The following is a 21,911-nucleotide window of genomic DNA, read 5'->3' as shown; positions in this document are numbered from 1 at the left end:
TTAGTTAGGCGTACTATCGTCGGCATGCCCGAGCTCTCCCCACGGCGACGGATGCTCGTCCTCGCGATCTGCTGCATGAGCCTGCTGATCGTCAGCCTGGACAACACCGTCCTGAACGTCGCGCTCCCCGTCATGCGCGAGGACCTGCACACCGATGTCGCGGGCATGCAGTGGACCATCGACGCCTACACCCTGGTCCTGGCCTCGCTCCTGATGCTCGCGGGCTCCACCGCCGACCGCATCGGCCGCCGCAAGGTCTTCAAGGCGGGCCTGGTCGTCTTCACCCTCGGCTCGGTGCTCTGCTCCCTCGCCCCGAACCTCGAATCGCTTGTCGCCTTCCGCATGCTCCAGGCCGTCGGCGGCTCGATGCTCAACCCGGTCGCGATGTCGATCATCACCAACACCTTCACCGAACCCCGCGAACGCGCCCGCGCCATCGGCGTCTGGGGCGCCGTCGTCGGCATCTCCATGGCCGCCGGCCCGCTGATCGGCGGCCTGCTCGTCGACTCCGTCGGCTGGCGCTCGATCTTCTGGGTCAACCTCCCCGTCGGCCTCGCCGCCCTGCTGCTCACCATCCGGTACGTCCCCGAGTCGCGCGCGCCCAAGCCGCGCCGCCCGGACCCGGTCGGGCAGGTCCTCGTCATGGCGCTGCTCGGTGCACTGACGTACGCGATCATCGAGGCCCCCGAGGCGGGCTGGACCTCGCCGGAGATCCTGGCCTTCGCCGCGCTCGCCGCGGCCGCGCTCACCGGGCTCCTGCTGTACGAGCCCAGGCGGGCCGAACCCCTCATCGACCTGCGCTTCTTCCGCAGCGCCCCGTTCAGCGGGGCGACGGTCATCGCGGTCAGCGCCTTCGCCGCGCTCGGTGGCTTCCTCTTCCTGTCGACGCTCTATCTGCAGGACGAGCAGGGGCTCGACGCGCTGCACGCCGGGCTGTGGATGCTGCCCATGGCGGCGATGACCTTCCTCTGCGCGCCGCTGTCGGGCCGGCTCGTCGGCAGTCGCGGGCCCCGCCTCTCGCTCCTTGTCGCCGGGGTCACGATCACGGCGAGCGGGGTGCTGTTCGCGGCGTTCCAGGCGGAGACTTCGAACGGCACCCGGCTGCTCGGCTACGTCCTGTTCGGCCTCGGCTTCGGCTTCGTCAACGCCCCCATCACCAACACCGCGGTCGCCGGCATGCCCCGCGCCCAGGCCGGGGTCGCGGCCGCGGTCGCCTCGACCAGCCGGCAGATCGGGCAGACCCTCGGGGTCGCGGTGATCGGGGCCGTGCTCGCGGCGGGCGTCACGGCGTCCAAGTCCGGTACCGGCGGCGGTGACTTCGTGGCGGCCAGCGGGCCCGCCTGGTGGATCATCACCGGGTGCGGTCTCGCCGTCCTGCTCGTGGGCGCGCTGAGCAGCGGTGCCTGGGCGCGGGGTACGGCGGTGCGTACGGCAGAGCGATTGGAAGAGCCCGCCGTCGGTCAAGTGTCGGCGAGCACGCGCGCGTAGCGCCCGAAGGGTCAGGCTTCGGCGAGCACGCGCGCGTAGAGCTCGTCGAGCCGCTCGCTCGTCCCCTCGTCCTTCGGGGTGTACGTCACCAGCTGCGGCCCGATGCGCGGCCCGAGCCACAGCCGCGTGAAGTCGAACGTCATCAGGCCCAGATCGGTGGAGAGGAACTTCGTGGCGGGCTCGTCCGGCTGCAGGACCTCGTGCCGCTCCCACACCTCGCAGAACTCCGGCGACGCGTCCTGCAGCCGTCGCACCAGGTTCTTCCACAGCGGGTCCGCGACGTGCTCGGCCATCGCCGCACGGTACTTGGCGACCATCTTCGGGATCGCCTCCGGGTTGACGAAGCCCTTGCGCCAGGCGGGATAGAGGAAGCTCAGGACCAGGAAGTTCCGGTCCTCCTGCGGCACTTGGTCGAGGTCGATGACCAGGCGGCCGTAGGTGCGGTTGTACGCGAGGAGGTCGAAGCGGCTGTTGATCACGGCGGCCGGGAGCGGCTCGAGCTGCGTCAGCATCGTCACCATGGAGGGCGAAAGCGCCGGACACTGCGGCTCGGCGTGCGGATCGCTGACTCCGGCGAGGGAGAAGAGATGGGTGCGCTCGGCCGCGTCGAGCAGCAGCGCCCGCGCGATCGAGTCGGCGACCTGCGCGGAGACCTGGATGTCCCGGGCCTGCTCCAGCCACGTGTACCAGGTGACCCCCACGGCGGCGAACTGCGCGACCTCCTCGCGGCGCAGCCCCGGCGTCCGGCGCCTGCGGCCGTGCGGCAGGCCCACCTGCTCGGGGGTGATGCGCTCGCGGCGGCTGCGCAGGAAGGCGGCCAGCTCCCGCCTGCGTACGGCGGGTTCCCGCAGGTCCGCGCCGTCCCGGCCGTCCGTGGCCGGCCGGTCGCGTGTGACTGCCCGGTCTTCCGTCGCTGCCCGGCCGTCCTGCACCATCGTGGTCATACTCCCAGCCTGCCGACTCACTCATCCCGTTGCCAGGTACTGCTTGTACCAGGATAAAGAAACTCTGGTACCAGGCTGAGCGGAGGCCGAAGCTGGTTGTCGTGAGCCAAACGACGATACGAAACGCGTCCACCGGAAACGGGTCCGCACCCCACCCCGACTCCTCCCCCGCCCAGGCCGCCGCACCGACGCCGACCCTGGGCCCGCTCGGTCTGTTCACCGTTCTGCTGGGCGCCGCCCTCCCCCTGATCGACTTCTTCATCGTCAATGTCGCCCTGCCCGCCATCGGCCACGACCTCCAAGCGGGCCCCGCCCTCCTGGAGTTGGTCGTCGCGGGCTACGGCGTCGCGTACGCCGTGCTCCTCGTGCTCGGCGGCCGGCTCGGCGACATGGCGGGCCGGCGCCGGCTCTTCCTCATCGGCATGGCGGCCTTCGCCCTGACCTCGCTCGCCTGCGGCCTCGCCCCGGACGCCTGGACGCTGGTCGGGGCCCGGGTGGCCCAGGGCGCCGCGGCCGCGCTGATGCTGCCGCAGGTGCTCGCCACCATCCAGGCGGCGACCCAAGGTCCGCGTCGAGCACGGGCGATGGGCCTGTACGGGGCGACCGCGGGCCTTTCCATGGTGGCCGGGCAGATCCTCGGCGGGGTCCTGGTCGCGGCGGACGTGGCGGGGCTCGGCTGGCGTGCGGTGTTCCTGGTGAACGTGCCGGTCGCCCTGCTCGGCGTGCTGCTCGCCGTGCGCAGCGTCCCGGAGACGCGCAGCCCGCAGCCCGCCTCGGTCGACGTACCGGGCACGGTGCTGCTCGCGGTCTCGCTGATCACGCTGCTCGTACCGCTCACGGAGGGGCGGGCCGCGGGGTGGCCGGTGTGGACGTGGGTGTCGCTGGCCGTGTTCCCGCTCGCCGTGGCCGCGTTCTGCGTGGTCGAGCAGCGCGCGGACCGGGCTGGGCGCACCCCGCTGGTGCCGCCGAGCCTGCTCCGACTGGTCTCGCTGCGGCGGGGGTTGGCGCTGGTGCTGCCCTTCTCCATCGGGTTCTCCGGCTTCATGTTCGTGTTCGCGGTGGCGCTGCAGCAGGGGCTGCGGATGGGGCCCGTCGAGGCGGGGCTCGCGCTGGTGCCGATGGCGGTCGTGTTCTTCGCCGGTTCCCTCTGCGGGCCGCGGCTGACCGCCCGGTACGGCAGCCGGGTCGTCACGGCGGGCGGGCTCGTCCAGGCGGTGGGCATCGCGCTCGTCGCGGTGACGGTGTGGCGGGGCTGGCCGCAGCTGGGCATCTGGGAGCTGGCGCCCGGCGTCGCGCTCGCGGGGCTCGGGCAGTCGCTGCAGCTTCCGGTGCTGTTCCGGATCGTGCTCGCCGACGTACCGGCGCACCGGGCCGGAGTGGGCGGCGGCGTCATGGTCACGACGCAGCAGTCGGCGCTGGCCCTGGGCGTGGCCACGCTGGGCTCGCTGTTCCTGACCCTGGCGGACGGGCGCGGGATGCGGGACGCGCTGCTGATCACGCTGCTCGTACAGCTGGGCCTGATCGCGCTGACGGTGGGGCTGAGCCTGCGGCTGCCCAAGGCCGTGGCCTGAGCGGCGGTCGCCCGGCGCACAGCACGAAGGCCCGCAACTCCCCGGGGAGTTGCGGGCCTTCGTCGCGTCAGGTCAGGCCTGCGCGTCGTCCTGCGCGGGAGCCTCGTCCGGCTTGCTCAGTGCGCGCTCGCGCATCTTGGCCACCAGGTCCTGCTTGCGGTCCGCGGCGACCTTGCGGTCGGCGTCGCGCTCCTGGGTGACGCCCTGCTGGTCGGCGCGGGACAGCTTCTTGCGCTGCCCGCCTACGCCGAGGAGGTTGTTGCGGCTCTTGGCCATGGGGTTCTCCCATTGGTGAGAAGTGGTCCGGTGTTCATCAGGCGGGGTCGGGGCGGTGTGTCCGCCGCACTCTCACTCGTAGATCTGGAAGAGGGTCATGGACGGACGATATCGCGTGCACCGGGGCGGCTCAGCCAGTTTTTCCGGGCATCTGCCGACGACCGGGGACTGACAGATGACAGATATTGAAATCTGTCATCTGTCATGCGATGGTTGATGAGCACCACCCCTCACACCACCTCTGACCACCGAGGAGTCCTCATGCGCACCCGCACCCTCAGCCCGCACGGCCCGCAGGTCTCCGCCCTCGGCCTCGGCTGCATGGGCATGTCCGCCCTGTACGGCGACGCCGACCGGGCCGAGTCCGTCGCCACCATCCATGCCGCGCTCGAAGCGGGCATCACCCTCCTCGACACCGGCGACTTCTACGGCATGGGCCACAACGAACTGCTCATCAACGAGGCGCTGCGCACCGCACCCCCCACCGCCCGCGAACAGGCCCTGACGAGCGTGAAGTTCGGCGCCCTGCGCACCGTCGAGGGCGGCTTCACCGGGTACGACGGCCGGCCGAACGCGGTGAAGAACTTCGCGGCGTACTCGCTGCAGCGGCTCGGCACCGACCACATCGACATCTACCGGATCGCCCGGGTCGACCCCGACGTACCGATCGAGGAGACCGTCGGCGCGATCGCCGAGCTCGTCGAGGCGGGCCATGTCCGGCACATCGGGCTCTCCGAGGTCGGGGCGCAGACGCTGCGCCGGGCCGCCGCCGTCGCGCCGATCTCGGACCTCCAGATCGAGTACTCGCTGATCTCACGCGGCATCGAGGACGAGATCCTGCCGACCGCCCGTGAGCTCGGCATCGGCGTGACGGCGTACGGGGTCCTGTCCCGTGGCCTGATCAGCGGGCACTTCACCCGGGACCGGCAGCTCGCGGCCAATGACTTCCGGGGCATGAGCCCGCGCTTCCAGGGCGAGAACCTGCAGCGCAACCTCGATCTCGTGGACGCGCTGCGCAAGATCGCCGAGCAGAAGGGCGTCTCGGTCGCGCAGACCGCGATCGCCTGGGTCCTGTCCCGCGGCGAGGACATCGTGCCGTTGATCGGAGCCCGCTCCCGCGAGCGGCTGAGCGAGGCGCTCGGTGCGCTCGACGTGACGCTCGACGAGGCCGACCTCACGGCGATCGAGCAGGCGGTGCCGGTGGGCTCGGCCGCCGGTGAGCGCTACCCGGCGGCGCAGATGGCACACCTCGACAGCGAGCACTGACCGACCCGCCGGGTACGGTCTCCACCATGGCCACCGAAGCACTGACCGCCGAGCGCATCCTCGCCGCGACCGAGGACGTCCTGCGCACCTTCGGCCCCGCGAAAGCCACCGTCGTGGACGTGGCGCGGGCGCTCGGGGTCAGCCATGGCAGTGTGTACCGCCACTTCCGTACGAAGGCGGCGCTGCGCGAAGCGGTGACCAAGCGCTGGCTGGACCGCACCACCGACGAGCTGCGGCGCATCGCCGAGGACGCGTCGGCCTCGGCGGCGGACCGGATGCGGCGGTGGAACGTCGCGCTGTTCGACGCGAAGCGCGCCAAGGCCGGAGCGGACCCCCAGCTCTTCGCGACGTACGAGGTACTCCTGCGGGAGAACAGCGGGACGGTCGACGAGCACATCGGCGATCTGGTCGCCCAGCTCACGACGATCGTGGAAGAGGGCGTCCGGGCGGGCGAGTTCAGGCTCTTGACGGCCGATGCGGCCGGCACGGCACGCGCCGCCTTCGACGCGACCCTCCGCTTCCACGACCCGGTGTACGCCGCGCAGTGGACACAGCCCGGCATCGAGGACGAACTGACGGCCGTCCTCGAACTGACCCTGCGGGGCCTGGCCTCCCCGAACTGACTCCGGGTCCACGCCTGGCCTGCGCCCGGCCTACGCCTCCGAAGGGTCCACCGTCGCCTGGTGTTCCTCCGCGAGGTGCTCCTCCGCCTTGAGCCACGGCAGGAACTGGGCAGTGCGGCGCCAGCCGCAGGTGCCGCAGACCAGGGCTCGCTGGACGCCCTTCTTGCTGACCTGGACGGTGTGTTCGCGCCCGTGCTGGTCCCAGCGGCTGACCTTGCTGGTGGTCATGGACGGCATCCGTGCCTCCTGGCACTCCCGGCACTCCTGTGGTCTGTGTGCGCCGACCAGTGTGCAGCAAGTCCAACATCAACAGGGCGATCCCGCCGGGTTGTTCAGCTCTGGCCCTGCTCCAGATAGCGCAGCACCGCGAGGACCCGCCGGTGATCCGCGTCCGCCTGCGGCAGGTCGAGCTTGGCGAAGAGGTTGTTGATGTGCTTGGCCACCGCGCTCTCGCTGACGACGAGTTCGGCGGCGATCCCGGCATTGGACCGCCCCTCGGCCATCAGCGCGAGGACGTCCCGCTCGCGCGGGGTGAGCCGGTGCAGCGGGTCGGGGCCGCCGCGGACCAGGAGTTGAGCGACGACCTGGGGGTCGAGGGCCGTGCCGCCGGCCGCCACCCGGTGCAGGGCCTCGATGAACTCCTCGACGTCGGCGACCCGCTGCTTCAGGAGGTAGCCGACGCCTCCGGTGCGGGTGGCCAGGAGATCGGCGGCGTACCGCTCCTCGACGTACTGGGAAAGCAGCAGGACCGAGGTGTCGGGCCACTGCCGGCTGATCGTCAGCGCCGCCCGGACGCCCTCGTCGGTGAAGCCGGGCGGCATGCGGACGTCGACGACCGCGAGGTCCGGCCGATGCTCCTCGACCGCCTTCAACAAGCTCTCGCCGTCGTCCACTTCGGCCACGACGTCGAAGCCCGCGGTCTGCAGGACCTTGACCACGCCGATCCTGAGCAGGACGGAATCCTCGGCGATCACAGCACGCACGGCAGCTCCACGGTGATGACGGTCGGGCCCCCGGCCGGGCTGTCGATGCCGAAGGTGCCGTCGACGGAGGCGACCCGGCGGCGCAGTCCCCGCAGGCCGCTGCCCGCATGGGGGTCGGCCCCGCCCACGCCGTCGTCCGTGACGGTCACCCGAAGTATCCCGCCCCGCCGCACCACACTCACCTCGGCCCGCTCCGCGTGCGCGTGCTTGGTGACATTGGCCAGGGCCTCGGAGACCACGAAGTACGCCACCGCCTCGACGGCGGGCGCGGGCCGTTCGGCCAGGTCGACCCGGAGTTGGACAGGGAAGGGCGCGCGGGCCGCGATCCCGGACAGGGCGGCGTCGAGGCCGCGGTCCTCCAGGACGGCCGGGTGCAGGCCCCGCACCAGTTGGTTGAGCTCTTCGATGGCGGCCTTCGCCTCGCTGTGGGCCTCGTCGATGACCCGGCGGGCGTCGGGCGGCAGATCGGTGAGCGTGGCGCGGGCCAGGCCGAGGTTCACGGCGAGCGAGACCAGCCGCTGCTGGGCCCCGTCGTGCAGGTCGCGCTCGATGCGGCGGCGCTCGGCGTCGGCCGCCGCCAGGGTCTCGGCCCGGCGCTCGGTGAGGTCGTCCACGCGCTGTTCGAGCTCTTCGGCACGGCTGGGCCCCAACAGGCGCAGGGCGACCGGCACTTCGGCCCGGATCAGGGAGTCGGCAAGCCGGGGTGCGGCGAACAGCAGGCCGAGGCCGCCGAACATGAGGAGCCAGCCCCACTCCCACAGCCACCAGGTGACCGACCAGTGCAGGGGCAGCGGCCAGCTCCACACGTAATTGAGCAGCGCCGCCGCACCCCCCACCCACAGCAGCAGCGCGACCGCCTCGGCGACGCCGAGCAGCAGCCCGGCCAGCTGGTGGTACGCGAACTGCCGCCAGTACGCGCCCGAGCGCATCCGGCGCCAGGCCCGCACCAGGTCGTACCGCCCGGCCACCGCCGTGACCGGCGGGATGTCCGCGCGCGCGTACGCCCTGAAGCGGTGGCGCTGCAGCCAGGTCCGGGGCACCACCGAGCCGAGGGCGAGCACCAGCGGGACGAGGGCGGCCGCGGGCACGGAGAACAGCGCGAGCAGGAACCACACCCACAGCAGCAGCGCCGCCCCGTGCAGCAGCACGCCCGTGGCGAGGAAGCCTGCCTGGGGGCGCAGGCGCTGCGGCCGGAAGGGCGCCGCCACGGCGCCGGTCAGCCGCCGCACGGAGCTGGGGATGTTCATGAAATGACGGTAAACGTCCAGGTCAGCCGTCGCCAATATCGCCAGGGCCCGCATCGGGGGTAGTGCTGGGACCACCCCAAGTCGGAAAGCAGCGTTACTGACCTCGGCCGCTCGAAAACGGAGTGTTGATCGCAGGCCCGGAACACCGGGTTCACCGCACCTGCGAAAGGCACTCCCATGGCTCTGGTCACCCTCAACTCCCCGTACCCCACCGGCCTGTTCCGGGGCGTGCCGAGGCGGGTGTGGCAGGGCCGGCTCCTGGTCGGTGCGGGCGCGGCGCTGCTCCCGTGGATGGGCTACCTCGCCGCCACGCTGCCGCCGGCGCAGGCGCTCGCGTGGATCGCGCTCGACTCGGCCGAGGCGGCCTGTCTGCTGCTCACGGGACGGTCGCTGGTGCGGGGGGACGGGCGGCACCGGGTGGCGGCGGCGGGGGCCGCGGCGCTCCTGCTCACGGATGCCTGCGTGGACCTGCTGACCTCGGCGCCGGGTACGGAGTTCGCGTCGGCCGTGGCGATGGCCGTGGCGGCCGAGCTTCCGCTGGTGGCGCTCTGCCTGGCGCTCGCCAGGGCCCGCCGGTGACACCCGCCCCGGCCACCGGCGCCTACGCGAAGGCCCCGGCCCCCCATCGAGGGGGCCGGGGCCTTCAGCAACGTACGACCGGAATCAACCGGGAATCAGCAACCGACCAGACGCGTCGCGAGGTAGCCCTCGATCTGGTCCAGCGAGACGCGCTCCTGCTGCATCGTGTCGCGCTCGCGCACCGTCACCGCGTTGTCGTCCAGGGTGTCGAAGTCCACCGTCACGCAGAACGGCGTGCCGATCTCGTCCTGGCGGCGGTAGCGGCGGCCGATGGCGCCCGCGTCGTCGAAGTCGATGTTCCAGTTCTGCCGGAGCGCGGTCGCGAGGCCCTTGGCCTTCGGGGAGAGCTCCGGGTTGCGGGACAGCGGCAGGACCGCGACCTTGACCGGGGCCAGGCGGTGGTCGAAGCGCATGACCGTGCGCTTCTCCATCTTGCCCTTGGCGTTGGGCGCCTCGTCCTCGTTGTACGCGTCGAGCATGAAGGCGAGCATCGATCGGCCGACGCCGGCCGCGGGCTCGATGACGTACGGAGTCCAGCGCTCCTGGGCCTCCTGGTCGAAGTACGAGAGGTCCTGGCCGGAGGCCTTGGAGTGGGCGCTCAGGTCGAAGTCGGTGCGGTTGGCGACGCCTTCGAGCTCGCCCCACTCCGAGCCGCCGAACTGGAAGCGGTACTCGATGTCAGCGGTGCGCTTGGAGTAGTGCGAGAGCTTCTCCGCCGGGTGCTCGAACCAGCGCATGTTCTCCTCGCGCATGCCGAGGCCGGTGTACCAGTTCCAGCGCTGCTCCATCCAGTACTCCTGCCACTTCTCGTCCTCGCCCGGCTTGACGAAGAATTCCATCTCCATCTGCTCGAACTCACGGGTGCGGAAGATGAAGTTGCCCGGCGTGATCTCGTTCCGGAACGACTTGCCCATCTGGGCGATGCCGAACGGCGGCTTGCGGCGCGAAGTGGTCTGCACCTGGGCGAAGTTGGTGAAGATGCCCTGCGCGGTCTCGGGGCGCAGGTAGGCCGCCGAGCCGGTGTCCTCGGTGGGGCCGAGGTGGGTCTTGAGCATGCCGGAGAACTGCTTGGGCTCGGTGAACTGGCCCTTGTTGCCGCAGTTCGGGCAGTTGACGTCCGCGAGGCCGTTGGCCGGCTCGCGGCCGTGCTTGGCCTCGTACGCCTCGATCAAGTGGTCCGCGCGGTGCCGCTTGTGGCAGGCGGTGCACTCGGTCAGCGGGTCGGAGAAGGTGGCGAGGTGGCCGGAGGCCTCCCAGACCTCGCTGGCCAGGATCACCGACGAGTCGATGCCGACGACGTCCTCGCGCGAGGTGACCATGTAGCGCCACCACTGACGCTTGAGGTTCTCCTTGAGCTCGACGCCCAGCGGTCCGTAGTCCCAGGCAGCCTTCTGACCGCCGTAGATCTCACTACAGGGGAAAACGAAGCCACGGCGCTTGCTCAGGCTGACGATGGTGTCGATCTTGTCGGCGGCCACGATGCTCTCTTCATTTACGACGGCGGGCAGCGAATGCTCCAGGTTACCGGCGGGGCTACCCCCCGGATCAAATCGGTTCCGTTATGGGGGGACCTCGCGCGACGGAGGCAGCCGTCACGGTGCGGCCCCCCCCCAGGAGAGAACCCAGTGACCCCTGACACCTTTATTGACAATCGTTTCCACCTTTGATGAAAATGAGTGTCATGAACGTACGACGCCCCCGCCGCCTCATATCCACCGTCGCCCTCGCCGGAGCCTCCGTCCTGGCCCTCGGCACCCTCTCCGCCTGCGGCACGTCCAGCGCCGCCGACAACGGCAAGCTCGACGTGGCGGCGTCGTTCTACCCCATGCAGTTCCTCGCCGAGCAGATCGGCGGCAAGCACGTCAACGTCGACAACCTGACCAAGCCGGGCGTCGAGCCGCACGACCTGGAGCTCAGCCCCAAGCAGACGGCCCAGCTCGGCGAGAACAACGTCGTGCTGTACCTCAAGGGCATCCAGCCCGCCGTCGACAAGGCCATCGACCAGTCCGGCGTGAAGACGGTCGTCGATGCCGCCACCCTCACCAAGATGGAGGTGCACGGCACCTCCAGCGGTCACAGCCACGACCACGGCGACGAGCACGCCGAGGAGGACGGGCACGACCACGAGTCCGAGGCCGGCACCGACCCGCACATCTGGCTGGACCCGGTGAAGTACGCCGAGGTCGCCAAGGGCGTCGGCAAGGCCCTGGAGAAGGCCGACCCGGACCACTCCGCGGACTACAAGAAGAACACCGAGGCCCTGGTCAAGAAGCTCGACGGGCTGAACACGGAGTTCAAGGACGGCCTGAAGAACGTCACCTCCAAGACCTTCATCACCACCCACTCCGCCTTCGGCTACCTCGCCGAGCGCTACGGCCTGGACCAGGAGGGCATCTCCGGGATCGACCCCGAGTCCGAGCCCAGCCCGGCCCGGATCAAGGAGCTCCAGGAGACCGCCAAGGAGGACAACGTCTCCACGGTGTTCTTCGAGACCCTCGCCAGCGACAAGACCGCGAAGACCCTCGCCCAGGACACCGGCCTCAAGACCGACGTCCTCGACCCGCTCGAGGGAATCACCGACAAGTCCAAGGGCGCTGACTACATCGAGGTCATGCAGTCCAACCTCGCCGCGCTGCAGAAGGCCCTCGGCGCGAAGTGACCCACACCCGCAGCACCGGGACGGCCGTCCGTACCGGTGCACCCCGCAGCACCGCAGCATCGGAGGCGCGAGCAGCCATGGATCCCGTCGTCACCCCGGCTCCCGTCATAGCCCTGCGCGCGGCCCAGGCCACGCTCGGCTCGCGCCCCGTGCTGCGCGGCATCGACCTCACCGTGCACCGCGGTGAGGTCGTCGCCCTGCTCGGCGCCAACGGCTCGGGCAAGTCCACCGCCGTGCGGTCCGTCATCGGTCAAGTCCCGCTCACCAGCGGCTCGGTGGAGCTTTTCGGTACGCCGCTGAAGCGCTTCCGGGACTGGGCGCGCGTGGGCTACGTACCGCAGCGCACGACCGCCGCCTCCGGTGTGCCCGCCACCGTCCGCGAGGTCGTCTCCTCCGGGCGTCTTTCGCGTACGAAGCTGCGCTGGCCATCGAAGGCCGACCGGGCCGCCGTCGACCGGGCCATCGACCTGGTCGGGCTCACCGACCGCGCCAAGGACTCGGTGAACGCGCTCTCCGGCGGCCAGCACCAGCGGGTCCTGATCGCCCGCGCCCTGGCCGCCGAGCCGGAGCTGCTGATCATGGACGAGCCGATGGCCGGCGTCGACATCGCCAGCCAGGAGATCCTCGCCACGACCCTGCACGCACAGGTGGCGAGCGGCACGACCGTGCTGCTCGTCCTGCACGAACTGGGCCCCCTGGAGCCCCTGATCGACCGCGCCGTGGTGCTGCGCGACGGCTGCTGCACGCATGACGGGCCGCCGCCGAAGGCCGTCGGCCAGCACGCGCTGCCCGGCCACGACCACGTACATCCGCACTCGGACGCCGAGCCGATCCGCACGGGACTGCTGACCTGACATGGAAATCCTCCAGAGCGCCTTCATGCAGCGGGCCCTGATCGCCGCCGTGCTCGTCGGCATCACCGCGCCCGCGATCGGCATCTACCTCGTGCAGCGCCGCCAGGCACTGATGGGCGACGGCATCGGCCATGTCGCCATGACCGGTGTCGGCCTCGGCTTCCTCATGTCCGCCAACCCGGTGTGGATGGCGACCGCCGTCTCCGTCCTGGGCGCCGTGGTCATGGAGCTGATCCGCTGGTACGGGCACACCCGGGGCGACATCGCCCTCGCCATGCTCTTCTACGGCGGCATGGCGGGCGGCGTGCTGCTCATCAACCTCTCGGACGCGGGCTCCAACGCCAACCTGATGTCGTATCTCTTCGGCTCGCTCTCGACCGTCTCCGACTCGGACGTGACGGCGATCTGCGTCCTCGCGGCCTTCGTCGTCCTGGTGACGGTCGGCCTGCGCCGGCAGCTGTTCGCGGTCAGCCAGGACGAGGAGTTCGCCCGGGTCACCGGCCTTCCGGTCCGGGTGGTGAACCTGCTTGTCGCCGTCACCGCGGCGATCACCGTGACGGTGGCCATGCGGGTCGTGGGCCTGCTGCTCGTCAGCGCGCTGATGGTGGTGCCGGTCGCGGCCGCCCAGCAGATCACCCGGTCCTTCAAGGTGACGTTCGTGCTCTCGGTGGTGATCGGGATCGGGGTGACCCTGTCCGGCACCGTGACCTCGTACTACCAGGACGTACCGCCCGGCGCGACGATCGTGCTCATGGCGATCGGGGTGTTCATCGCCCTGACCGTGCTGGCCGCACCGCTCGGCCGACGGCGGGCCCGCGCGCAGGAAGCCGCGGAGGCGGCGGAGGCCGTGTGCACGCTGCAGGTGCCCGGCGCCCGCGAGAGCGCCGACGACGTCAAGGTATGACGCACTCCACGTAAGGCATGCCTTACGTGCCGGGCCAACCTGGCACAATGGCCCGGCAGGAGTCGTGCAGCGTCGTGAAGGAGGCACCAGGTGACAGCGCCCGTACGCGGCCGGTCGACCCGGCAGCGCGCCGCAGTGGCGGCCGCACTGGACGAGGTGGACGAGTTCCGCAGCGCCCAGGACCTGCACGACATGCTCAAGCACCGGGGCGACTCGGTCGGCCTGACCACCGTCTACCGCACGCTGCAGTCCCTCGCCGACGCGGGCGAGGTCGATGTGCTGCGTACGAACGACGGGGAGTCGGTGTACCGCCGCTGCTCGACCGGTGACCACCATCACCACCTGGTCTGCCGCGTCTGCGGCAAGGCCGTCGAGGTGGAGGGGCCGGCCGTGGAGAAGTGGGCCGAGGCGATCGCCGCGGAGCACGGCTATGTGAATGTGGCGCACACGGTCGAGATCTTCGGTACGTGCGCGGAGTGTGCCGCGAAGGCGAAGGGCTAGGGCCTGTCCGGGTTGGCCAGGAGCGCGCGGAGCCGGTCCAGGTCCTCGGGGGTGCGCAGGCCGCGCTTGGGCAGTACCTCGACGACCAGGATGCTGCGGTCACGGCTGAACAGCACGAAGTGGTCCCGGAGTTCGCGGTAGCCGCGGAACATGGACCAGCGCTGGGTGAGCGTGCAGTGGTCGGTGGCGACGGTGATGCCTTCTGCCGTCACCGTCGCGCGGTACTCGCCCTGCCATTCCACGGTACGGATCACCTGGTGCGCCTGCAGATACGGGATCGACCAGATGACGGCCGCGCAGAGGAACGCCGTGCCGATCGATATCGCCGAGGGCTTGTCGGCCAGCACGGCCAGCAGGCCGAGCAACGCGAACGCCGCGACGAACGCCCATTTCACGAAGGTCAGTTTGCGCAGCCGGTCACGCGCCCCGATGCCCGCCAGCACGTCCTTGCGCCTCGGTCTGTAGACCAGTTCAACCGCATCGGTCGCCGTGTCCCGCCCCTGATCACTCATGGGCGGGACCATAGCGTGCATCACCGACAGCCGGTCAGCGGGCCTTCATGTCGCCCGCCGCGAGCTGCTGCTCGTTCGGGATCGCGCCGCCGAACCGCCGGTCGCGGGAGGCGTATTCGACGCACGCCCGCCACAGGTCGCGGCGGTCGAAGTCGGGCCAGAGCACGTCCTGGAAGACCATCTCGGCGTAAGCGCTCTGCCAGAGAAGGTAGTTGGAGGTGCGCTGCTCGCCGCTCGGGCGCAGGAACAGGTCCACGTCCGGCATGTCCGGGTAGTAGAGGTACTTCGCGAAGGTCTTCTCGCTGACCTTCGACGGGTCGAGCCGCCCGGCCTTCACATCCTCGGCCAACGCCAGCGCCGCGTCCGCGATCTCGGCGCGGCCGCCGTAGTTCATGCAGAAGTACAGGGTCAGCTTGTCGTTGTCCTTGGTCTGCTCCTGGGAGATCTCGAGCTCCCTGGCGACCGACTTCCACAGCTTGGGCATCCGGCCCACCCAGCGGACCCGGATGCCGAGTTCGTCGAGCTGGTCGCGGGTCTTGCGGATGAAGTCGCGGTTGAAGTTCATCAGGAAGCGGACCTCGTCCGGCGACCGCTTCCAGTTCTCCGTGGAGAAGGCGTACAGGGAAATGGCCCCCACGCCCATCTCGATCCCGCCCTGCAGCACGTCGAGGACGCGCTCGGCACCCACCTTGTGCCCCTCGGTGCGGGGCAGGCCGCGCTCCTTGGCCCAGCGGCCGTTCCCGTCCATGACGATCGCCACGTGCTTCGGGACGAGCTCGCCGGGGAGCTTGGGCGGGGTGGCCCCCGACGGGTGCGGCTCCGGCGTGCGGTAGTCGTCGCGGCGCCGTCCCAGAATCCCGCGTCGTGCCATGTGGTGTCTCGCTCCCCTGGTTGCTGGTCGTACTGGCGTTGCTGGTCCTACTAGCTTTTCTCTACGTAACGCAGCGAGCGCAGTCCGCGCTCCAGATGCCAGTGCAGATACGCGGACACAAGGCCGCTGCCCTCCCTGACATGCCGTGCCTCGCACGCGTCGGCCGTCTCCCAGTCCCCCGTGAGCAGCGCGCCGAGCAGGGCGATGGCCTCCGCAGAGGGTACGACGCTTCCCGGAACGCGGCACTCGGCACATATGACGCCGCCCGCGGCGACGGAGAAGAACCGGTTGGGCCCGGGCATTCCGCACTTGGCGCAGCTCTGGAAGCTGGGCGCGTAGCCGTTGACGGCGAGGGAGCGGAGCAGGAAGGCGTCGAGGATGAGGTGCGGCGCGTGCTCGCCCCGGGCGAGGGTGCGCAGGCCGCCGACGAGCAGGAGGTACTGCTGGACCGCGGGCTCACCCTCGTGATCGGTGAACCGCTCGGCGGTCTCCAGCATGGCCGTGCCGGCGGTGTAGCGCGCGTAGTCGGCCACGATTCCGCCACCGTACGGAGCGATCAGTTCACTCTGTGTGCACAACGGCAGCCCGCGGCTGACGAGTTCACTGTTGCGTGAGAAGAACTGCACGTCCACGTGCGAGAAGGGCTCCAGGCGGGCGCCGAATTTGGACTTCGTCCGCCGCACCCCCCGGGCCACGGCCCGCACCCGACCGTGCCCCCGCGTGAGCAGCGTGATGATGCGGTCGGCCTCGCCCAGCTTCTGGGTGCGCAGGACGATCCCATCGTCACGGAACAGGCTCATGGGGCCATTCTCCCGTACGGGATCGCCCTGCGGGGACCGCTCCGGTCACGGACCTGGACGCGGACACCTGGGCCTGCCCCCTACCCCCGAACGCCCCGCCGGACATGCGCCCCGCAAGCCCCCGCGTTGTGATGGAACGCCCCCCACTTCTCCGGAGGCACCCATGCCCGTTCGCCCGCGCATCCGCATGTCGGCAGTCCTGGCCGGCACCGTCCTCGCCGCCGCCCTGACCGCCGCGTCCCCCGCCGGGGCGGCCGCCGGGGCCGTCGCCGCACCCTGTACCGGCTGGACCATGACGTCCCCGGCGGCCGGTGCGACCTTCGCGGTCGGGGCGGCCCTGCGGATCGGCATCGCGCGGCAGGCGTCCGCCCCGCAGAAGACGCTCACCAAGGTCGACCTCTACAAGGCCGTCCCCGGCGGCACCCCGACCCTGGTCACGACCGTCTGGCAGGGCTCGCAGCCGGTGACGGCCACGTTCACGCTCGCGGGGAAGGTGCCGGCCGGGCTCGCGGGGCGGTATCTGTACCGGGCCACGGCCGGGAACTGCACGGTGGAGGGCAAGGCCTTCACCGTGGCGTAAGTATCCGCCGGGGCAAGGGACTTCGGCTCAGCCCTGTCCGCGCGTACGCTCCCGGTGGCCCTTCACGTCGGGGAAGCCCATGTGGTTCGGTTCCCGCTCCGCCTCACCGAGCCACAGGTGCCCGGCGTACTGCTGTACGGCGGTGACGAGGGCCTCCTGGTCCTTCCGGTGGACCGGGACGCGGTAGCGCAGCCGCGGGAGCGAGGGGTTCAGGGGCTCCTCGTCGCGGACCAGGTTCCACAGGACGGGGTGATCGCGGTCGATCGGGCCGCTGGGGCAGAGCTCCAGCGAGTGCTGCTTCACCTTGCCCTTGCCCATCGGCTTGCTCCAGTACAGGCCGACTCCGGCGAGGGTGTCCCAGGGGATGACCTTCTGGCCCGCCTGACCGCTGACCCACAGGCCGACCTGGTCGACGCAGAGGAAGGCGTTCCGTGACTTCCAGGAGATGCGCAGGACGAAGCAGAACATGATGAGGAGGAATCCGCCGAGTACGGTGACCGCGATCCCGCCGGCAGCCGACGCGTCCCCGATGATCCCGGCGGTCAGCAGGATGCCCATCACCAACAGGGCAGCACCCACCAGGGCACAGCCGGATCCGCCGAGGGCGCTCTGCCGGAACATGGTGCGGCCGGTCCTGATGAGCGTGGCGGTGGGCGCGGGGCCTTGGGCATAAGGGCTAGTCATGGCCAGGGAGTGTAGATACCCCTCCCCGCTCGACCCGCACCGTCCCCTCCTGGTGATCGAGCCGCACCAGCCACCGCGTCCCGTCCCCTGCCACCCGCGCCCGCACCTGAACCCCCGCCGGCAGCCCAGCCACCACCGGCGCCACCCCGGCCTCCGCCCGCACCCGGTCGAGGAGGTCCCGCATCTCCCCCGGAGCCGGCCGCATCCCCAAGTACCAGGCCACGCCCGCCCCGTACGCATGCCGGGTGACGGAAGGGCCCCCGCCCGGGAACGACCGGACCTCCGCCGCCCCCTCCAGGTGGATCTCCTCGCGCCACGACCCGTCCGGCGCGACGTCGAACTCCTCGACCCGGACGCCGAGAACGGAACGCAGCGGCCCGGGGTGGCCGCCGAGGTGGACGCGGTCGTGCTCGTCCGTGATGCCCGAGAAGTACGACACCACCAGCGTGCCGCCGCCCCGGACGTACGCGGCCAGCCGCTCGGCCGTCCGCAGGGAGAGCGAGTACAGGTTGGGGACCAGGAGCAGCCGGTACGCCGACCAGTCGCGGTCGCCGTCCACCCCCACCACGTCGCACGCCACCGACGCGTCGTACAGCGGACGGTGGTGGGCCAGGGCCGCGTCCAGCATGCGTACGTCCCCGCTGGGGTGCGCCTCCTGTTCCAGGGCCCACCAGTTGGGCCAGTCCAGGAGCAGGGCGGCATCGGCCCGTTCGGGGATCGAGCCCAACAGCTGGGGAGAGGTGGCCAGTTCGGCGCCCAGCTCGGACACCTCGCGGAAGATCCGGGTCGACGGGCCCGCGTGCGGCACCATCGCCGAGTGGAACTTCTCCGCCCCGCCCCGGGACTGGCGCCACTGGAAGAAGAGCACCGAGTCCGCGCCGTGCGCCACGGCCTGCCAGCTGTCGAGCCGCATCCGCCCGGGGGGCTTGCGGCCGTTGCGGGTACGCCAGTTGACCGCGCTGGGGGCCTGCTCCATGAGGAGCCAGGGCTGCCCGTCGCGCAGCCCGCGCATCACGTCGTACGAGAAGGCCGCCTCGTGGACCGAGGCCGGGTCGAGGGGGTCCGGGTAGGAGTCGTACGACACCACGTCCAGCTCGCGTGCCCAGCGGAACAGGTCCAGGGTCGGGGCTACGGGGACGAAGTTCGTCGTCACGGGCACGCCCGGGGTGATCCGGTTCAGGACTTCCTTCTCCGCCGCACAGCAGGCCAGGAGCTCGTCCGAGGAGAAGCGGAGGTAGTCCAGCTGCTGGGCCGGGTTGCGGAAGGAGGGAGCCGTGCGGGGGGTGAAGATCTCGGACCAGTCCCCGTAGCGCTGGGACCAGAAGTCCGTGGACCAGGCCGAGTTGAGGGCATCCAACGTCCCGTACCGCGTGCGCAGCCAGTCCCTGAAGGCCGCCGTCGAGACCTCGCAGTGGCAGTGCCGCGACACATGGCAGCCGTACTCGTTGCCGATGTGCCAGAGCGCGAGGGCCGGATGGTCTGCGTACCTCTTGGCGAGTTCCTCCACCAGACGGACCGCGTACGCGCGAAAGACCGGGCTCGACGGGCACCAGTGCTGGCGGGAGCCGGGGTAGAGGCGGGTGCCGTCCGCCAGGACGGGAAGCGTCTCGGGGTGCAGGCGCGCCAGCCACGGGGGCGGGGACGCCGTCATCGTGGCCAGGCAGACGGCGACACCGGCCTCGGCCAGGCGGTCCAGGTGCGGGTCGAGCCAGGTGAAGTCGTAGGCGCCTGGGGTTGGTTCGGACCGCGCCCAGGAGAAGATGCCGACCGTGGCCAGGTTCACCCCGGCTGCCTCCATCAGCTCGGCGTCCTCCTGGTGAACGTCCGGGCCCCACTGCTCGGGGTTGTAGTCACCGCCGTACGCGAGCGAGCCGAGCTTGTCGTAGAAGTGCGCCAACCTGCCTGATATCTCGGCCACTTGAACCTCCGATCGCCTGATCCCCCGATCCCCTGCTCACCAGAAGTCACTTCACGCCCAACGTCCCCTGCCAGGCCCGCGCCTCGATCCCCCGGAAGTGGTCCGCCATCGCCCGCTGCGCCTGCGCCACGTCGCGGGCCCTGAGGGCGGTCAGGATGTCCCGGTGGCGGCGGGCCGTGACGTGCGGCGACGGGTCCTGGTCCCAGCCGCGTACGCCCGCGACCCGGTGGAAGACGTGCCAGAAGGCCGCGAGCAGCTGCGGCACCAGCTCGTTGCCCAGCGAGCGGTAGAGCGTCTCGTGGAAGGTGCGGTCCAGCTGGGGGAAGGGGCGGCCCGCGTGGGCCTCCTCCTCCATGCGGGCCACGACCTCTTCGAGCGCGGCCAGCTCCTGGTCCGTGACGGACTGGGCGACCCGGCTGATCAGGCCCTCCTCCAGGACCTCCCGCACCTGCAGGATCTCACCCAACGCCTGGGCCTCGTCCTCCAGTTGGGTGAGTGCGCGGAAGGTCAGCCCGTCGACCAGCGGCGTGAGGGACGCCTGCCCGACATAGGTGCCGTAGCCGTGTCTGATCTCCACGATGTCCAGGGCCTGCAGCGCCTTGAGCGCCTCGCGGACCGAGTTCCGGCTCACGCCGAGGCTCTCCATGAGTTCGGTCTCGGTGGGCAGGGGGGCGCCGGGGCGGAGTCGTTCGTCGAGTATCAACTGCATGACCCTGCGCTGCACCTGGCCACCGGTGCGCCGCTTGTTGCTGGCGGATTCGGGCATGCCCCGCATGGTACGCACGACAGACGTCCCACGTCCCACCTCCTGCAGCAGATCTCTGCGCGATCCCTTGACCGGCCCCTGTGCCACTCCTATGGTCGCGGCGGCACCTGTAGACGTAGGACGTGGGATCTCCAGGATCACCGGGAGAGCCCAACAGCCCCCCGTTAACCGGAACTTGTACCCCGAACTGGTACCCGGAACTTGGAGAAGCCGTGAGTGACGCGACGCCGGGATCGGCACTGCACCGCCGGTCCTTCCTGAAGTACACCGGTGCGCTGGGCGCGGCCGCCGCCGTGACCGGAAGCCTCTCCGCCTGCTCGGGCGGCCCCGAGTCCACCAACGACACCGACGGGGACGGCAAGGGCGGCTCGGGCACGCTGACGGCCGTCATCGGCTATGGGAACGACGGCAGTTGGGACCCGACGCAGACCGCCTCGGCCTTCGCCATGGCCGGCAACCACCACATCTACGAGGGCCTGCTCGACACCGATCCGATCACGCGCAAGCCGTACCCCGCGCTCGCGACCGAGGCGCCGAAGGACCTGAACGCCACCACCTGGCGGTTCACGCTGCGCTCGGGCGCCAAGTTCCACGACGGCAAACCGGTCACTGCCGACGACGTCGTCTTCACCTTCGCCCGCATCCTGGACCCGGACACCGCGACGCTCGCCAAGGGCTTCTTCGCGTCGTGGCTGAAGGAGGTCAAGAAGGTCGACGCGCAGACCGTCGAGCTGGTCCTCAAGTTCCCCTTCCCGGACGGGGCTCCGCGGCTCACCCTCGCCAAGATCATGCCGAAGCACGTGTTCTCGAAGCCGGGCGCGTTCGACAAGGCCATCACGGGTCTGGCCGTCGGCTCGGGTCCGTACAAGCAGACCAGGCACACCCCGAAGTCGAACACGACCTTCGAGGCGTACGACGGGTACAACGGCCCGCGCAAGGCGGCCTTCAAGAAGATGAACTGGCTGACCATCGTGGACGCCCCGGCCCGCGTCGCGAAGATCTCCGGGTCGAGCGCGGGCGCGGCGATCGCGGACAACGTGCCGTACGCGAACATCGAGCAGCTCAAGAAGGACGGCCTGACGGTCGAGGGCGGCGCGGGGATGAACAACCTGTTCCTGATGTTCAACACGAAGCACAAGCCGTTCGACGACGTACGGGTGCGGCAGGCGCTGCACTACGCCATCGACCGGGAGAAGATGATCTCGGCGGCGCTCAAAGGGCACGGCAAGGCCGCGCGTTCCTTCCTGAACGAGGGCAACCCCGCCTTCCGGCCGGCCAAGACCGTGTACGCCTACGACCCGGACAAGGCGAAGGCGCTGCTCGCGGAGGCCGGGGTCAAGGGGCTGAAGATCAACCTCATGGCGGTGAACGTCAGTTGGATCGTCGACTGCCTGCCGACCATCGAGGAGTCCTGGCGCAAGATCGGCGTGGAGACCACGCTGGAACCGCAGGAAACCGCGGCACTCTTCACCAAGCTGGACCAGAAGAAGGACTTCCAGGTCATCGCGGCCGCCTCGAACCCCAACCAGTTCGGGCTCGATGCCGACCTGATCATGCACTACAACTACGGGCCGCAGAACCTGTGGATGACGACGTACTCCAAGTGGGCCACCAGCGCCGAGGCCAAGCAGCTCTTCAAGCAGATGGACGCCGCGACGCGGGAGCCGGACGCCGAGAAGAAGAAGCAGATGGCGCAGGACTACATCGACATCGTCGCGGAGAACGCGGTGCTCTACCCGGTCGTGCACAACGAGCTGATGACGGCCTGGGACCCGGACAAGATCACCGGGATCACGGCGCAGCCCTATCCGGGGATCAATCTGCTCAAGGCCAAGTGGGCCAAGTAGGCCGAGTGGGCCGCGCAAGAGGTCGGGAGCGTACGTAC

Annotated in this window: 23 protein-coding genes; 11 read left to right on the top strand and 12 right to left on the bottom strand. The window is 70.4% G+C overall.

What is annotated here, in order from left to right:
- Window positions 1-24 precede the first annotated feature (24 nt).
- Window positions 25-1,488: an MFS transporter gene (locus OG430_RS32225; protein WP_327356150.1), complete on the top strand. Its 1,464-nt coding sequence runs from the start codon at window positions 25-27 to the stop codon at window positions 1,486-1,488.
- 11 nt (window positions 1,489-1,499) lie between these two features.
- Here the strand turns inward: OG430_RS32225 and OG430_RS32220 are convergent, their stop codons facing one another.
- Complete coding sequence (locus tag OG430_RS32220; RefSeq protein ID WP_327356149.1) at window positions 1,500-2,432, bottom strand: helix-turn-helix transcriptional regulator; 933 nt, start codon at window positions 2,430-2,432, stop codon at window positions 1,500-1,502.
- Window positions 2,433-2,629: 197 nt separating this feature from the next.
- On the opposite strand from OG430_RS32220, the gene OG430_RS32215 reads away from it, so the two are divergent.
- Complete coding sequence (locus OG430_RS32215) at window positions 2,630-4,003, top strand: MFS transporter (RefSeq protein WP_327359316.1); 1,374 nt, start codon at window positions 2,630-2,632, stop codon at window positions 4,001-4,003.
- A gap of 72 nt (window positions 4,004-4,075) precedes the next feature.
- On the opposite strand, the gene OG430_RS32210 is transcribed toward OG430_RS32215, so the two are convergent.
- Complete coding sequence (locus OG430_RS32210; RefSeq protein WP_327356148.1) at window positions 4,076-4,279, bottom strand: DUF6243 family protein; 204 nt, start codon at window positions 4,277-4,279, stop codon at window positions 4,076-4,078.
- A gap of 261 nt (window positions 4,280-4,540) precedes the next feature.
- On the opposite strand from OG430_RS32210, the gene OG430_RS32205 reads away from it, so the two are divergent.
- Complete coding sequence (locus OG430_RS32205) at window positions 4,541-5,545, top strand: aldo/keto reductase (RefSeq protein ID WP_327356147.1); 1,005 nt, start codon at window positions 4,541-4,543, stop codon at window positions 5,543-5,545.
- Window positions 5,546-5,571: 26 nt separating this feature from the next.
- A complete protein-coding gene (locus OG430_RS32200; RefSeq protein ID WP_327356146.1) occupies window positions 5,572-6,168 on the top strand; it encodes a TetR/AcrR family transcriptional regulator in 597 nt (198 codons plus the stop codon).
- 30 nt (window positions 6,169-6,198) lie between these two features.
- Here OG430_RS32200 and OG430_RS32195 read toward each other — a convergent pair whose 3' ends face one another.
- The 3 genes from OG430_RS32195 to OG430_RS32185 all read right to left on the bottom strand — a co-directional run bounded on the left by OG430_RS32195 (window position 6,199) and on the right by OG430_RS32185 (window position 8,398).
- Window positions 6,199-6,405, bottom strand: a complete 207-nt coding sequence (locus OG430_RS32195; protein WP_327356145.1) for a hypothetical protein — start codon at window positions 6,403-6,405, stop codon at window positions 6,199-6,201.
- Window positions 6,406-6,500: 95 nt separating this feature from the next.
- On the bottom strand, window positions 6,501-7,151 hold the full coding sequence (locus tag OG430_RS32190; protein ID WP_327356144.1) for a response regulator transcription factor: 651 nt from the start codon (window positions 7,149-7,151) through the stop codon (window positions 6,501-6,503).
- Window positions 7,139-8,398 (bottom strand): sensor histidine kinase, encoded by a 1,260-nt coding sequence (locus OG430_RS32185; RefSeq protein WP_327356143.1) that lies wholly within the window; start codon window positions 8,396-8,398, stop codon window positions 7,139-7,141. Before OG430_RS32185 ends, OG430_RS32190 begins: the two co-directional genes overlap by 13 nt.
- Before the next feature lie 177 nt (window positions 8,399-8,575).
- Here OG430_RS32185 and OG430_RS32180 point away from each other — a divergent pair, with 177 nt between their 5' ends.
- Window positions 8,576-8,977, top strand: coding sequence for a hypothetical protein (locus OG430_RS32180; RefSeq protein ID WP_327356142.1), 402 nt, complete (start codon window positions 8,576-8,578; stop codon window positions 8,975-8,977).
- Window positions 8,978-9,072: 95 nt separating this feature from the next.
- Here OG430_RS32180 and OG430_RS32175 read toward each other — a convergent pair whose 3' ends face one another.
- The gene (locus tag OG430_RS32175) at window positions 9,073-10,455 is read right to left on the bottom strand and encodes a glycine--tRNA ligase (RefSeq protein ID WP_327356141.1); all 1,383 of its coding nucleotides are present in this window, start codon (window positions 10,453-10,455) and stop codon (window positions 9,073-9,075) included.
- A gap of 203 nt (window positions 10,456-10,658) precedes the next feature.
- Between OG430_RS32175 and OG430_RS32170 the strand changes: the two genes are divergently transcribed.
- The 4 genes from OG430_RS32170 to OG430_RS32155 all read left to right on the top strand — a co-directional run bounded on the left by OG430_RS32170 (window position 10,659) and on the right by OG430_RS32155 (window position 13,895).
- Entirely contained in the window at window positions 10,659-11,636 is a 978-nt protein-coding gene (locus OG430_RS32170; protein ID WP_327356140.1) for a metal ABC transporter substrate-binding protein, read from the top strand.
- A gap of 77 nt (window positions 11,637-11,713) precedes the next feature.
- The gene (locus OG430_RS32165; RefSeq protein WP_327356139.1) at window positions 11,714-12,490 is read left to right on the top strand and encodes a metal ABC transporter ATP-binding protein; all 777 of its coding nucleotides are present in this window, start codon (window positions 11,714-11,716) and stop codon (window positions 12,488-12,490) included.
- 1 nt (window position 12,491) lies between these two features.
- Window positions 12,492-13,394 (top strand): metal ABC transporter permease, encoded by a 903-nt coding sequence (locus tag OG430_RS32160; RefSeq protein ID WP_327356138.1) that lies wholly within the window; start codon window positions 12,492-12,494, stop codon window positions 13,392-13,394.
- Between the two features lie 90 nt (window positions 13,395-13,484).
- The gene (locus OG430_RS32155) at window positions 13,485-13,895 is read left to right on the top strand and encodes a Fur family transcriptional regulator (RefSeq protein ID WP_327356137.1); all 411 of its coding nucleotides are present in this window, start codon (window positions 13,485-13,487) and stop codon (window positions 13,893-13,895) included.
- On the opposite strand, the gene OG430_RS32150 is transcribed toward OG430_RS32155, so the two are convergent.
- The 3 genes from OG430_RS32150 to recO are packed head-to-tail and all read right to left on the bottom strand — an operon-like array spanning window position 13,892 to window position 16,078.
- Complete coding sequence (locus OG430_RS32150; RefSeq protein WP_327356136.1) at window positions 13,892-14,407, bottom strand: YcxB family protein; 516 nt, start codon at window positions 14,405-14,407, stop codon at window positions 13,892-13,894. The two genes, OG430_RS32155 and OG430_RS32150, sit on opposite strands and share 4 nt — an antisense overlap.
- Window positions 14,408-14,441: 34 nt before the next feature.
- Window positions 14,442-15,278, bottom strand: a complete 837-nt coding sequence (locus OG430_RS32145) for an isoprenyl transferase (protein WP_327356135.1) — start codon at window positions 15,276-15,278, stop codon at window positions 14,442-14,444.
- Between the two features lie 50 nt (window positions 15,279-15,328).
- Window positions 15,329-16,078, bottom strand: a complete 750-nt coding sequence (recO, locus tag OG430_RS32140; RefSeq protein ID WP_327356134.1) for a DNA repair protein RecO — start codon at window positions 16,076-16,078, stop codon at window positions 15,329-15,331.
- 163 nt (window positions 16,079-16,241) lie between these two features.
- On the opposite strand from recO, the gene OG430_RS32135 reads away from it, so the two are divergent.
- The gene (locus OG430_RS32135; protein WP_327356133.1) at window positions 16,242-16,658 is read left to right on the top strand and encodes a hypothetical protein; all 417 of its coding nucleotides are present in this window, start codon (window positions 16,242-16,244) and stop codon (window positions 16,656-16,658) included.
- Window positions 16,659-16,685: 27 nt separating this feature from the next.
- On the opposite strand, the gene OG430_RS32130 is transcribed toward OG430_RS32135, so the two are convergent.
- The 3 genes from OG430_RS32130 to OG430_RS32120 are packed head-to-tail and all read right to left on the bottom strand — an operon-like array spanning window position 16,686 to window position 20,035.
- Window positions 16,686-17,342, bottom strand: a complete 657-nt coding sequence (locus tag OG430_RS32130; RefSeq protein ID WP_327356132.1) for a hypothetical protein — start codon at window positions 17,340-17,342, stop codon at window positions 16,686-16,688.
- Window positions 17,335-19,260 (bottom strand): beta-galactosidase, encoded by a 1,926-nt coding sequence (locus tag OG430_RS32125; RefSeq protein ID WP_327356131.1) that lies wholly within the window; start codon window positions 19,258-19,260, stop codon window positions 17,335-17,337. Before OG430_RS32125 ends, OG430_RS32130 begins: the two co-directional genes overlap by 8 nt.
- A 46-nt stretch (window positions 19,261-19,306) precedes the next feature.
- Window positions 19,307-20,035 (bottom strand): FadR/GntR family transcriptional regulator, encoded by a 729-nt coding sequence (locus tag OG430_RS32120; RefSeq protein ID WP_327359314.1) that lies wholly within the window; start codon window positions 20,033-20,035, stop codon window positions 19,307-19,309.
- 203 nt (window positions 20,036-20,238) lie between these two features.
- On the opposite strand from OG430_RS32120, the gene OG430_RS32115 reads away from it, so the two are divergent.
- Window positions 20,239-21,873, top strand: coding sequence for an ABC transporter substrate-binding protein (locus OG430_RS32115; RefSeq protein ID WP_327356130.1), 1,635 nt, complete (start codon window positions 20,239-20,241; stop codon window positions 21,871-21,873).
- Window positions 21,874-21,911 lie beyond the last annotated feature (38 nt).

The organism is Streptomyces sp. NBC_01304 (genome assembly GCF_035975855.1).
Classification (GTDB): domain Bacteria; phylum Actinomycetota; class Actinomycetes; order Streptomycetales; family Streptomycetaceae; genus Streptomyces.
The sequence above is the reverse complement of the archived record's forward strand: the minus strand, read 5'-3'. Positions and strand labels throughout refer to the sequence as shown.

Excerpts from the sequence above, each read along its gene's own strand:
- OG430_RS32225 (WP_327356150.1), top strand. The coding sequence starts at position 25 with ATGCCCGAGCTCTCCCCACGGCGACGGATGCTCGTCCTCGCGATCTGC.
- OG430_RS32220 (WP_327356149.1), bottom strand. The coding sequence starts at position 2,432 with ATGACCACGATGGTGCAGGACGGCCGGGCAGCGACGGAAGACCGGGCA.
- OG430_RS32210 (WP_327356148.1), bottom strand. The coding sequence starts at position 4,279 with ATGGCCAAGAGCCGCAACAACCTCCTCGGCGTAGGCGGGCAGCGCAAG.
- OG430_RS32205 (WP_327356147.1), top strand. The coding sequence starts at position 4,541 with ATGCGCACCCGCACCCTCAGCCCGCACGGCCCGCAGGTCTCCGCCCTC.
- OG430_RS32200 (WP_327356146.1), top strand. The coding sequence starts at position 5,572 with ATGGCCACCGAAGCACTGACCGCCGAGCGCATCCTCGCCGCGACCGAG.
- OG430_RS32195 (WP_327356145.1), bottom strand. The coding sequence starts at position 6,405 with ATGCCGTCCATGACCACCAGCAAGGTCAGCCGCTGGGACCAGCACGGG.
- OG430_RS32185 (WP_327356143.1), bottom strand. The coding sequence starts at position 8,398 with ATGAACATCCCCAGCTCCGTGCGGCGGCTGACCGGCGCCGTGGCGGCG.
- OG430_RS32180 (WP_327356142.1), top strand. The coding sequence starts at position 8,576 with ATGGCTCTGGTCACCCTCAACTCCCCGTACCCCACCGGCCTGTTCCGG.
- OG430_RS32170 (WP_327356140.1), top strand. The coding sequence starts at position 10,659 with ATGAACGTACGACGCCCCCGCCGCCTCATATCCACCGTCGCCCTCGCC.
- OG430_RS32165 (WP_327356139.1), top strand. The coding sequence starts at position 11,714 with ATGGATCCCGTCGTCACCCCGGCTCCCGTCATAGCCCTGCGCGCGGCC.
- OG430_RS32160 (WP_327356138.1), top strand. The coding sequence starts at position 12,492 with ATGGAAATCCTCCAGAGCGCCTTCATGCAGCGGGCCCTGATCGCCGCC.
- OG430_RS32150 (WP_327356136.1), bottom strand. The coding sequence starts at position 14,407 with ATGAGTGATCAGGGGCGGGACACGGCGACCGATGCGGTTGAACTGGTC.
- OG430_RS32145 (WP_327356135.1), bottom strand. The coding sequence starts at position 15,278 with ATGGCACGACGCGGGATTCTGGGACGGCGCCGCGACGACTACCGCACG.
- recO (WP_327356134.1), bottom strand. The coding sequence starts at position 16,078 with ATGAGCCTGTTCCGTGACGATGGGATCGTCCTGCGCACCCAGAAGCTG.
- OG430_RS32135 (WP_327356133.1), top strand. The coding sequence starts at position 16,242 with ATGCCCGTTCGCCCGCGCATCCGCATGTCGGCAGTCCTGGCCGGCACC.
- OG430_RS32130 (WP_327356132.1), bottom strand. The coding sequence starts at position 17,342 with ATGACTAGCCCTTATGCCCAAGGCCCCGCGCCCACCGCCACGCTCATC.
- OG430_RS32120 (WP_327359314.1), bottom strand. The coding sequence starts at position 20,035 with ATGCGGGGCATGCCCGAATCCGCCAGCAACAAGCGGCGCACCGGTGGC.